The 11,625-nt window shown below is 69.1% G+C and carries 11 protein-coding genes; 7 read left to right on the top strand and 4 right to left on the bottom strand.

The annotated features are described in order from the left end of the window. The 4 genes from IP93_RS15395 to IP93_RS15385 form a co-directional block, all read left to right on the top strand. A partial coding sequence (locus tag IP93_RS15395) for a transposase (RefSeq protein WP_144817177.1) occupies window positions 1-339 on the top strand: 339 nt, incomplete at its 5' end. A 306-nt stretch (window positions 340-645) separates the two neighbouring features. Further along, window positions 646-2,028 carry a vanadium-dependent haloperoxidase gene (locus tag IP93_RS15390; protein ID WP_158636381.1) on the top strand — a complete coding sequence of 461 codons (1,383 nt, stop codon included), beginning with the start codon at window positions 646-648 and terminating at the stop codon, window positions 2,026-2,028. Window positions 2,029-2,233: 205 nt separating this feature from the next. Then, a complete protein-coding gene (locus tag IP93_RS15710; RefSeq protein ID WP_158636380.1) occupies window positions 2,234-2,908 on the top strand; it encodes a hypothetical protein in 675 nt (224 codons plus the stop codon). 4 nt (window positions 2,909-2,912) lie between these two features. Then, window positions 2,913-3,581, top strand: coding sequence for a helix-turn-helix transcriptional regulator (locus IP93_RS15385; protein WP_158636379.1), 669 nt, complete (start codon window positions 2,913-2,915; stop codon window positions 3,579-3,581). On the opposite strand, the gene IP93_RS15380 is transcribed toward IP93_RS15385, so the two are convergent. Further along, window positions 3,547-3,891, bottom strand: a complete 345-nt coding sequence (locus IP93_RS15380) for a zinc ribbon domain-containing protein YjdM (protein ID WP_144817171.1) — start codon at window positions 3,889-3,891, stop codon at window positions 3,547-3,549. The genes IP93_RS15385 and IP93_RS15380 overlap by 35 nt on opposite strands. 95 nt (window positions 3,892-3,986) lie before the next feature. Between IP93_RS15380 and IP93_RS15375 the strand changes: the two genes are divergently transcribed. Together IP93_RS15375 and IP93_RS15370 are read left to right on the top strand one after the other, a co-directional pair. Then, window positions 3,987-4,649: a lysoplasmalogenase family protein gene (locus tag IP93_RS15375; RefSeq protein WP_158636378.1), complete on the top strand. Its 663-nt coding sequence runs from the start codon at window positions 3,987-3,989 to the stop codon at window positions 4,647-4,649. A gap of 38 nt (window positions 4,650-4,687) precedes the next feature. Continuing rightward, entirely contained in the window at window positions 4,688-6,580 is a 1,893-nt protein-coding gene (locus IP93_RS15370) for an FUSC family protein (RefSeq protein ID WP_144817168.1), read from the top strand. Between the two features lie 27 nt (window positions 6,581-6,607). Here IP93_RS15370 and IP93_RS15365 read toward each other — a convergent pair whose 3' ends face one another. From IP93_RS15365 to IP93_RS15355, 3 genes are all read right to left on the bottom strand, one after another. Then, window positions 6,608-7,927, bottom strand: coding sequence for an aminotransferase class V-fold PLP-dependent enzyme (locus IP93_RS15365; RefSeq protein ID WP_144817166.1), 1,320 nt, complete (start codon window positions 7,925-7,927; stop codon window positions 6,608-6,610). 2 nt (window positions 7,928-7,929) lie between these two features. Beyond that, a complete protein-coding gene (locus tag IP93_RS15360; protein ID WP_144817179.1) occupies window positions 7,930-10,284 on the bottom strand; it encodes a TonB-dependent receptor plug domain-containing protein in 2,355 nt (784 codons plus the stop codon). A gap of 210 nt (window positions 10,285-10,494) precedes the next feature. Then, entirely contained in the window at window positions 10,495-11,310 is an 816-nt protein-coding gene (locus IP93_RS15355; protein ID WP_242006898.1) for an MFS transporter, read from the bottom strand. A 37-nt stretch (window positions 11,311-11,347) separates the two neighbouring features. Here IP93_RS15355 and IP93_RS15350 point away from each other — a divergent pair. Beyond that, on the top strand, window positions 11,348-11,625 hold a 278-nt coding region (locus IP93_RS15350; protein WP_072050294.1), incomplete at its 3' end, for a transposase.

Below are 11,625 nucleotides of genomic sequence, written 5' to 3'. Positions count from 1 at the left end.
GAGGTGCTGGAGGCCAACCAACCGCTCATGGTGGTCTACGTGATGAAAGAGCAGCTCAAGGCACTGTGGAACGCCCCAACGGCGCAAACGTGGCGTCGTGCATGGAAACAGTGGCTACGCCATGCCCATGAAAGTGGCATCCCGGCCCTGATCCACTTCGCCAAGTGCCTGAGGCCTTATTGGCGCGGCATCGTCAGCCGGGTGCGCTGGCCCATGCATACAGGCCTTCTGGAAGGCATCAACAACAGAATCAAGGTCATCAAGCGCATCGCCTACGGCTACCGCGATGACGCCTATTTCTTCCTGAAGATCCGGGCTGCCTTCCCCGGACTTGGGTGAAGAACCTTTTTGTTTGCCTGTCGGCATCTGGCCAGCGGCGCGCCACGCGTGCAGTCCGGCACGCGCCCCCGCAAGCGCAAAGCACCAGGCGTGCGCCGCCGCACGCCGCGCGGCAACCGCCGTGAGTGGCGAAAAAAGCGCCAACCACGACGCCTGAACGGCCGCGCATGGCACGCCACGCGTCATCCCCCGATCGGGCGGCCGCGCCCCCCGCCGGTCCGTTGCATCCGGTTTCAGCCGTTGACTGCCAATGCGATGTTCGCCCCGCGGCGGCCATCGCATCCCCCACCACAATGGAGTGTCCCCATGGCCGTCCCGTCCGCTGTGCGCTCGTGCGCACGCCGCCCGCTGCCCGCTTCGCTGATCGCCGCAGGCCTGCTGCTGGTCCTGCCGCAGGCCTACGCCCAGACCTACACCCCTGCCGATCCGGTGCTCTACTGGCACCAGGTCGCGGCCACCGCGCCGGTCGTGGTGCGCCACGGCGGCCCGTACCAGCAGTTCCGCGCCCTGGCGATGGTGCAGTTGGCAGTACACGACGCGCTCAACGCCATCGACCCCCGTTTCAAAACCTACAGCACGGTGCCCACCGCACCGGCCAGCGCATCGCCCAACGCGGCGGTGGCCGCTGCTGCGCACGACGTGGTCCTGGGCCTGATTCCGCCCAACGCCGACCCGGCCCACCCCAACAGCGTGGCGCGCCTGGCGGTGCAGAACGCCTACACCGCCGCACTGGCTGCCATTGCCGACGGCACCGCCGAGAACGACGGCGTCGCCGCGGGTCAGGCGGCCGCCGCGGCCATCCTGACCACCCGCACCAACGACGGCTCGGCATCGCCGCACATCCCGGCCTATGTCGGGGCGAACATCGCGGGCCGGTACCAATCCACGGAGCCGTACGGCTCGGCCGCGCCGCAGTTCAGCAACTGGGCGGCCACGGCCCCGTTCGTGGTGCAGAGCGCCACCCAGTTCCACGTGCCGCCCGGCGAGATCTTCGACCTGTCCGGCGACGCCTATGCCAGCGAGTACAACCAGGTCAAACAGCAGGGCGATGCACGCAAGCGCGCGGCCGCGCCCAACTCACACCACAGCGACGTCGCGCGCTTCTGGTACCACGGCGGCGTGGACTGGCACACCAATGCGCGGCTGATCCTGCCCGGTTTCGACCTGGACTGGTGGCAGCAGGCGCGCACGCTGGCGTTGATGGCCGTGTCGATGGCCGATGCGGGCATTGCCAACGCCCAGAGCAAGTACGCCTACGCGTTCTGGCGGCCGGTGACGGCGATCCGCTGGGCCAATGACGGCAACCCGCGGACCCAACCCGACCCCAACTGGCTGCCGTTCATCACCGTGCCGCCGTATCCGGACTACCCGTGCGGTTCGACGGGTGCCGCGGGTGCCGCGACCACCGCGTTGCGGCTGGCGCTGGGGACCAACCATGCGCCGTTCACCCGCACGGTCAACGCGCCGGCGCTGCCGTTGACGGGCCAGGCGTGGCCGGCAGGCTTGCCAGGGGTGCCGGCCAAGGCCATCACCCGCACCTACCACTCGCTGCAGCAGGCGGCCAACGAAGTGGGCAAGTCGCGCGTGTATGCGGGCATCCACTTCTGGGAAGGCTGCCAGGCCGGTACGGTGCAGGGCGAGATGACCGCGGAGTACATCTACCCGCGCATCCTGCAACCGGCGCAGTAGGCAAGTCGCGTCACGACGCCCGCCCCCGCGGCGGGCGTCGGCGTTGGCCACACGCGTGGTTGATGGCACGCATGACCATCACACAACGACAACCCGCCACGGGCTACATCTGCGCCGCAGGGGCTTTACACATGCCCAGGTTGTGCATGCACGGCCAACCCGGAGCATCCAGGGTGTCGCCCTCCGCGACCCACAGGAGACCGCCATGAAACGTTCGCTGCGCAACCCTCCCGACTACCTGCTGGTGCTGGCGCTGGTACCGGTCCTCGCGTTCGCCAACCAGGCGTGGGCCGCGACACCCGGCCAGAATGCGCCCGCTGCCGCCGCGGACCAGGCCGCGGTGCCCGCCCCCAAGCTGCAGGCCGACCTGCGTGCCCTCTGGCACGACCACGTGGTGGAGACCCGCGCGTACGCCATGGCCGTGGCGGACTACAACACCACGCATGCCGCGGAAGCGGCGCAGAGCGTGGTGGCCAACGCCAAGCTGATTGCCGATGCGGTGGGCAGTTTCTACGGGCCTGCGGCGGGCGAGCAGATGCTCACCCTGCTCGGCGGGCACTGGGGCGCGGTCAAGGCCCTGACCGACGCACGCAGGGCCGGCGACGCCGCCGCGCACGACAAGGCCCTGGAGACACTGACCGCCAATGCCGGTGAAATCGCGAAGTTCCTGGCCGGTGCCAATCCCAACCTGACCGAAGATGGGGTCAAGGGCCTGATGATCGCGCACGGTGCCCACCACGTCGCGCAGATCCAGCAGATCATGGCGGGTGACACCAAGGGCGAAGCCACCACATGGGCGGCCATGCAGGCGCACATGGACACCATCGCCGACGCGCTGGCCACCGCCATCGCCAAGCAGTTCCCCGACAAGGCCAGCTGACCCGGTGGCGCAGGCCTTGCACCGGCTCGGCGATACCCAGCAGCGGCTGCTGCGGCAGCTGCTGCTGAACGCCGACGGGTGCACCGTGGAAACGCTTTGCGAACGCCTGCACGTGAGCCACAACGCGGTGCGCCAGCACCTGACGGCGCTCATTGGCCACGGTTGGATCGAGCGCATGCAGTCGCTGGCCACCGGCGGTCGCCCGCAGATGCGCTACGCGCTGACCAACAGCGGCCACGAGCTGTTTCCGCGCAATTACGGGGCCATCGCCGGCGCCATGCTGGCGCAGTTGTACGACCACCTGGGCGATGCGGATGCCGCCGCCTTCCTGGACGAACTGGGTCGCAAGGTGGCCGCCACGCAACCCGCGCTGCAGCCTGCGGACGGGCCCGATGGTCTGGCGCGCGCGCTGGCCCGGCGGCTGGATGACTTGGGTTACGAGACGGTGCCCGCGCGCCATGGCACGGAGTGGCAGGTGGAGGCGTTCAACTGCGTGTTCCATGCGGTGGCGCGACAGCACCCGCAGGTGTGCCGCTTCGACCTGGCGCTGATGGAGGCCGCCACTGGCCATCGCATCCACCACATGGAATGCATCGCGCGCGGCGGCCACGTGTGCCGCTTCCGCATCGGCGAGCTGCTTACACCTTCTTCAGGTAGCACGCCTTCAGCATGAAGTTGCCGGCGTCCATGCGGCAGTCCACTTCGTGGTCGCCGCTGCCGACCAGGCGGATGCTCTTCACCTTGGTGCCCTGCTTGAGGGTGATGGACGACCCCTTCACCTTCAGGTCCTTGACCAGCACCACGGCATCGCCGTCGGCCAGCACGGCGCCGTTGGCGTCCTTGACCACCGCGTCGTCGTCATCGGTCGCGGTGCTGTCGCCCGCGGCCGGCCACTCGAAGCCGCAGTCGGCGCAGACATGGTTGTCGCCGTCCGGGTAGGTGTTTTCCAGGCCGCACTGCGGGCACGGGGGGATGGTGGGCATGGGCCGCTCCGGCAAGGTGGGGGCGGAAAGTATAGGTGCGCCGCACTGTGCGGGCAGAATGATCCGCATTACCGGAAGGACGCCGCATGCCATCCATGACCGACCTGCCCCCCAGTACCGTGTACGCTGCGGTGGTGTGTGCCATTGCCGTGCTGGGCCTGCTGTGGGCGGAACGACGCGGCGCACGCGCGGCACGCGCGGCGTGCAAGACCATTGCCAGCACCGCATTCATCGCCGTCGCACTCGCAGCCGGGGCGCTCGACACGCCGTATGGGCAACGGGTGCTGCTCGCGCTGGCCCTGAGCTGGCTGGGTGATGTGTTGCTGCTCGCGCGGCGCAGCGCGGTGTTCCTTGCCGGGCTGGGCGCGTTCCTGCTGGCGCACGTGGTGTTTGCGTGGGCGTTCGCGGGTTGGCCGCTGCACGGCGGCGGGTTGCTGGCCGGTGCCGTGCTGATGGCGGGTGTGGGTGCGGTGGTGCTGCGCCTGTTCTGGCCCAGGCTGAAGCCGCTGTACCGCGTGGCGGTGCCGGCGTACGTGATGGCCATCGGCGTGATGTGCACGCTGGCCATCGGCGCCGGCGCCGGTGCCGGCAGTGGCGCGTGGTGGCTGCCGGCGGCGGCGCTGGCGTTTGCCGCTTCGGACATCGCGGTGGCGCGCGAGCGTTTCATCGGCCACGCCTTCGCCAACAAGGCGTGGGGGTTGCCGCTGTACTACGCGGCGCAGCTGGTGCTGGCCGCTTCGGGGGCATGGCGGGCGTGACGCCCCCAACGCCACGGGCGCTACAATCCGTGCCGCGCATGTCCACATCCCCTGCACTGCCTCCCGCCCCCAAGGCGCCGCCCCCGCTCTCGCCGGGCGGGGTGCTGCGCGGCCTGTTCGTGTTGCGTGGTTTGCCGGAGGGGCGCTGGCTGTTCGCGCTGCGCTGCGGCATGGCGATGGGCCTGCCGATGCTGGTGGGCGTGCTGGCCGGCGACGCCAGCGCGGGCCTGATGGCGGCCACCGGCGGCTTCACCTCTTTGTATGGCAGCGGCCGCCCCTACCTGCGCCGCGCCGTCGAACTGGCGCTGATCGCACTGGGCTTCGCGGTGGCGGTGAGCGTGGGCATCGCCATCGCCCCGCATGCCTGGCTGGTGATTCCGGGCGTGGCGCTGCTGGCGATGCTCGCCACCTGGATTGGCAACGCGTTGCGGATCGGGCCGCCGGGCGCCTACATGTTCCTGCTGGCCTGCGCGGCCGCCACCGCGATGCCGGCGCCGCACCTCACCGCACTGGATGCAGGCCTGCTGGTGCTGGGCGGCGGCGCAGGCGCATGGCTGCTGCACATGGCCGGCGCGTTGTTCAAGCCGCGCGGACCGGAAACCTCGGCCGTCACCACGGCCGCGAAGGCCGTGGCGGGCTTCATCGAAGCGGTGGGCACCGCGCACGAGAACGACGCACGCCACCGCGCGGCCATCGCCCTGCACGATGCCTGGGAAGCGCTGGTGAGCTTCCAGCCGGCCGCGGCGGACGCCAACAGCACGCTGGGGCGGCTGCGTGCGCTCAACCGCCGCCTGCACCTGCTGTTCGCCGAGGCCATGGGCGTCGCCAGCCGATGCGAGGCCGTGCCGCCACAGGCGCTGGCGCAGGCCCGCGAGATCCAGGGCCAGGCGGCGCGACCGCCGGCCAACCCGCAACCGCTGGATGATGAGGCGATCCCGCTGGGACACCCCAGCGCCTTCGACATGTTGCGCGATGCGCTGCGGCCCGGATCGCCGTCGCGGCGGGTGATCGTACGCGTGGGCGTTGCCGCGGTGATCGCAGGCGCGCTGGGCGCGGCGTTCCACCTTGAGCGCTCGTACTGGGCGGTCGCGGCCGCCGTGCTCATGCTGCACCAGGGCCTGGACTGGACGCGCACGGTCCAACGCAGCGTGGAACGCCTGGTGGGCACGTGGATCGGCCTGCTGCTGGCCGGCGCGATCCTGTCGCAGCACCCGCAGGGCCTGTGGCTGGTGCTCACCATCGTGGCGCTGCAGTTCACCATCGAGATGCTGGTGATGCGCAACTACGCACTGGCGGTGATCTTCATCACCAGTGCCGCGCTGACCATCGCCAGCGGCGGCCACCCCATCGATGACCTGGGCGGCTACCTGCTCGCGCGTGGCGTGGACACGCTGGTGGGCTGCGCGGTGGCGCTGCTGGTGTTCCGCCTGCTGCCCCCGCGCCGCGCCGCCGACCGCATCACCACGCAACTGGCGCACGCCTTCGTGCAGGTGGGCGAGACCGTGCGCCACCTGGCGCGCGGCGACGTGACCTCGGCCGAGGCGCTCGTGGCGCGCCGCGACCTGCAGCGCCGCAGCTTCGCGCTGGCCCAGGCCTACGACGATGCCCTGGTCGCGTCCAGCGGGCAGCGCCGCCGCGCCGAGGAACTGTGGCCCGCGCTGGCCGCCACCCAGCGGCTGGTGTACCGCACGCTGTCCACCGCGTGGGCGCTGGAAAAGATCGGCGGCGAGGCCGCGCGCGAAGCCGCCAAGGCGATGTTCGAAGACCATGGCGAACAGCCGGTGCGCGCCGCGCTGGCCTCGCTGGCCACGGCGGTGCATGGCGGGACCGCGCCGGCGCCGCTGCCGCCGCTACCGGCGGTGCTGGCACCCGAACTGCGCAACGTGCACGAGTGCCTGCTGCGCGATGAGCACCGCGACGGCGCGGCGTAAGCCCGCTGGCAAGGACGAGCAGGCCCGTCAGGACACCGCGCGCCCCATTTCACGCAATGCGGCTGCGAGCCGGTCAACGTGCGCGTCCGGGGTGAACACCGAAGGCGTCACCCGCACGCAGGCACCGGAGGCCAGGCCATCGCGGTGCACGGTGAACACGCCGTATTCCTTCACGAGCCGCACCACGGTTGCCTTGTTGTCATCCACCGTGGTCTGCCCGCGCAGCCGGAACGAGGCGATCGCGCTGGACAGGCGCGAGTCCGGCGACGACAGCAGCTGGATGCCACCCACGTCGCGCACCGCGTCCATCCATCGGTTGCGCAAACGTCGCAGCCTGGCCTGCTTGTTGGCCACGCCAATGCGCTGGTGCAGGGCGAGTGCGTCCGGCAGCGCCAGGTACGCAGCAAAATTGGCCGTGCCGGTGTGCACGCGCGTGCGGATGTCCTCGCGACCGCCCTTCTCGCCCATGTAGGGATCGATGTCGGGAACCCGTCCACGGCGGATATACATCGCGCCAACCCCCACCGGCGCGCCAATCCACTTGTGCAGGTTGATGCCGACGAAGTCGGCGCGCAGGTCGGCCAGTTGGAAGTCGAGCTGCCCGACGGCATGCGCGGCATCCACGATCACGTCCACGCCGCGACGGCGCGCCATCTCCGTTATCTCCGCCACCGGCAACACCAGACCGTTGCGGTGGCTGACCTGGGTCAGCAGCATCAGCCGCAGCTTCGGGTAACGGTCCAGCGCGGCGGCATAGGCGTCGATCACGCCCTGGTAAGTGGCCGGCTCCGGCAACGCGATCGACACGACCTCCGCGCCACGCCGTTCGCGCAGCCAGCGGGTCGCGGTGATCATGCTGTCGTAGTCGGTATCGGCGTGCAGCACGGCGTCGCCATCGCGCAGGCGGTTGTAGCCGCCGATCAACGCCTGCAGCGCCTCGGTGGCGCCACGGGTCAGCACGATCTCGTCGGCATGCACGCCCAGCACCTGCGCCAGCGTCGCACGCACCGCTTCGAACTGCGCCGGATACTCCCGCCGCCCGTACCAGGCGTTGCCGCGATTGACCTGTTCCAGATGATGCTGGTAACGGGCCAGCACGGGCCGCGCCATCGAACCCCAGTAGCCGTTCTCCAGGTGCGCCACCTCGTCGGTGATGTCGTACAGGCGGGCGACATCGGCCCAGTAGCGGCCATCACCGGCCAGCACCTCAGCCGGGATGCCGGGCGGCGGTGGGGGCGGCAGGTCCGACCCCGCCGCCCCCACCGCCCGCGCTCCGGCGGCCCCGCTGCGCGCCCCCAGCGGCAGCAGGGTCCCGGCCAGCAACAGCGTTCGACGGCGGGCATCCATCCTCAGAACCGGATCCGGTACTCGGCGTACACGTTGCGGCCGTCGGTGTCGTAGGGCGCGTTGCGCGAATAGACCAGGCCACGGCTGGCCTGGAAGGTCGCCTCGTCCGGGTACTCATCCAGCACGTTGTCGGCGCCAATGCGCAGCGAATGCACCTTGTTGAAGCGATACGTCAACGCCAGGTCGAGGAACTGCATGTCACCGAAGCGCTGGAAGATGTCACCGGTGGCATTGCCGGACGAATCCGTCCATGCGCCGTAGTGGCGCACGCGGCCGAGCAGGCCCCAGTTGCCGATGTCGTAGTTGGCAGTCAGCGTCGCCTTCTGCTTGGGCAGGCGCTCCTCGAAGATCGTGCGCTGGGTCAGGTTGGTCGCCACGCCGGTGCTGCCGCCATCGACTTCGGTCTTGTTGTAGTTGAGCGCCGCCGTCAGGTTGAGCTTGCCGGCGCCGACGTCGCCCACGTAGCTGCCCACCAGGTCGATACCGCTGGTGGTGGTGTCGAAATCGTTGGTGAAGTAGCTGACCGATGTGTAGAGCATCGGGTTGGGCGTGCCGGCGGGAATGCGGAAACTGGCGGACTGGCTGAAGCGGTCGGTGACCTTGATCCGGTACATGTCCAGCGAACCGGAGAAGCCCGACTCGCCCTGCCACGCCAAGCCGAGCGACAGCGTCTCGGATTCTTCCGGCTTCAGCGGCTTGGCGCCCAGCAGCACCGCCAGCGGATCATCCGGCGACAGGCGGCCGCTGGTGAAGATCTGCAGCGTCACCGTGTCCAGGCCCTGGCCGGTGTCGGTCGAATTCAGCTGGCCCGGCGTGGGCGCGCGGAACCCGGTGGAGTACGAGCCACGGAGGGCGAGGTTGGGCGTGATCGCGAAGCGGCTGGAGAGCTTGCCGTCCACGGTGTCGCCGAAGCTGGTGAAGTCCTCGTAGCGCAGCGCCGCACCGACGTTCCAGCGTTCGGTCACGGGCACCTCGACGTCGATGTAGGCGGCGTAGCTGTCCTGGTCCCACTCGCCCGCCTGGCGGTTGCTGAAGCCCGGCGCGCCGTTCGAATTGGGCGCCAGGCCCGTGACTGCACCCGGCCCGACCGCATAAGACGCCGGGTCGCCTGCCGTCACGCCGAAGGTCTCGGTGCGGTACTCCGCGCCGAACGCGATGTTGACCGGTTGCGGCAGTGCGTCCACCGGCAGCGAGTAGACGAAGTCGGCGTTGAAGTTGACCTCTTCCTGCGACAGCTGGCCGAGGTTGAACGCCGTCGGGCTGTTCGGACCAAGCGAGGCGTTGATGGAGTTGGACAGCGTGTAGTCGATTTCATTGCTGCCGTAGGACGCACTCACGTCCCAGGTGAAGCGGTCGCTGAACTCGCCGCGCACGCCGGCGACGAACTGCATGTCCTCCTGCTCGCTGCCGTACTTGGGCACGAATCCCACGGGGTAGATCGAGCGCAGGTCCCAGCCCGGGAAGACGGTGCTGGGGTTGAAAGCCGATGCAGTGCCGTCAGGGTTGCGCCAGTTGAAGTCGGAAACGCCTTCACTCTGGCCGAACAGGCCATGTCCGTAGAGCTCGGTGTAACCGGCCAGCGTGATCTTGGCATTGAAGCCGACGCGTTGGCTCTCCAGGTCCGGCTGGCCCCAGCGCTGGACCGGGTTGGGCACCACGAGATCGGGGTGCGCGTTCTGGAACGCGATCGCGTCCGGACGCTGGCGCGAGCGCGAGGTCGCATCCGACTCTTCCATCTCCGCGAACAGGCTCAGGTTGCCGTACTCGCCGATACCGAAGCCGGTGCGGGCCCCCACCCGCCACGCCGCACCGTCGCCTTCGGAATACTCCGAGGCGCGTACCGAAATGTCGGTGGCCTGGTCGTCGTGCAGGATGATGTTGATCACGCCGGCAATGGCGTCCGAGCCGTACTGCGCCGAGGCGCCATCACGCAGCACCTCGATGCGCTTGACCGCGCTGGTCGGAATCTGCGCGAGGTCGGCGGCCTGCGCACCGCGCGCGCCGAGCAACGCGGAACGATGGAAGCGGCGACCGTTGACCAGCACCAGCGTCTGGTCGGGCGACAGACCGCGCAGCGTGGCCGGACGCACGAACACAAGTCCGTCGTTCATCGGCAGGCGCTGCACCACGAACGACGGCACCAGCTGCGCCAGCACGTCGTTGAGATCGGACGATTCGACCGCGCTGATGTCCTCGGCGGTGAACACATCGACCGGCGCAAGCGTGTCGAACTGGGTGCGGTTGGCGCCGCGCGTGCCGGTGACGATGACCGAATCCAGTGAAGTTGCGCCTTCCACGGCGTCGGGACTCGCGGATCCGGTACCAGCCTGCGCATGAGCGGCCCCGGCGGCCCCCATGTTGATGACAAGGAGGATTGCTGCCGCCAAGGAACTGCTCTTCACTTGCTGCTCCACATCAAATCGGCACATCGGGATGATGTGCCGTGTTCGTGGATGCATTCTCCCCGCCGCGCGTTGCCGGCGAATTACAACGGTCAGTTGATCATCAACGGCACCGCCGCGACGATTGGCGGTGAGCAAACCCGTCGACAATCATCAAGGCAGGCATCAGCCGCGCGTGCCGACCGCGCGACGCATCGCCGCCACTTCCCACCGCCAGAAACCCCAGCCCACCGCCAGGAACGCCGTGGCCGTAAGCACCAGCATCATTCCGCTGCCGCTGATCATTGGGGACAGCACGCCCGCGATCAATGCATTCAGCACCAGGCTGGTGAACGCCTGCAGCGAGGACGCCGATCCGCGGTGCCCGGGGAACATGTCGATGATCACCAGCGTGATCACCGGAAACACCAGCGCGATGCCGAACGCGTTGAGGCTCATCGGCAGCACCGCCCAAGGCACGCGCGGCACATCGGCCAGCAGGTTGTAGCCCAGGTTGTAGGCCATGGCCAACGCACTGGCGGCAAAACCCAGTGCCACCAGCCGCGCCCCGCCAACACGTCCCGCACTGCGGCCTGACACCCACGCCCCCGCCGCCATGCCGCCGATGGTGGGCACGAAGAACCACGCGAACTGCTGCTCGCTGAGCTTGAGCAGATCCAGCACGAACGCAGGCGCCGAGGCGATGTAGAGGAACAGCGCACCAAAGTTGAACGCCGACGCCGCGGCCAGTCGCTGGAAGCGAGGGTTGAGGAAGATGCCCACGTAGTCGCGCAGCAACCGGCTCGGCACCGGCGGCAGCCGCGCCTCGGGCGGGTGGGTTTCCGGCAGCACGCGCCAGGTCGCGAACCACAGCACCGCGGAGAACAGCACCAGGAACCAGAAGATCGCCGGCCACTGGCTCCAGCCCAGGATCCAGCCGCCGATGACCGGTGCGATGGCCGGTGCCACGCTGAAGTGGACCGACCAGCCTTTCGTAGACATCCGGACGCCATAATTCATGGCAATGACCGAGGTGTTTATGGGCAACAGCAAGCAGTACACGGATGAGTTCCGGGCCGAGGCGGTGAAGCAGGTGATCGAGCGCGGCTTCACGGTGGTGGACGTCGCCGCCCGGATCGGGATCCCCAAGCACACCCTGTATGGCTGGGTGCAGGTGGCGAGGAAAATGGCGCCGGCATCGGGCGCTTCAGCAGCGCCGAGCGACTCGGCCGAGATCCGCCGGCTCAAGGCCGAGCTGCGGCGTGTGACCGAGGAGCGCGACATCCTAAAAAAAGCCGCCGCGTACTTTGCCAAGGG

Source organism: Aerolutibacter ruishenii (assembly GCF_007830115.1).
GTDB classification, from domain to species: Bacteria; Pseudomonadota; Gammaproteobacteria; order Xanthomonadales; family Xanthomonadaceae; genus Aerolutibacter; species Aerolutibacter ruishenii.
This window is presented reverse-complemented; position numbering and strand designations above follow the sequence as displayed.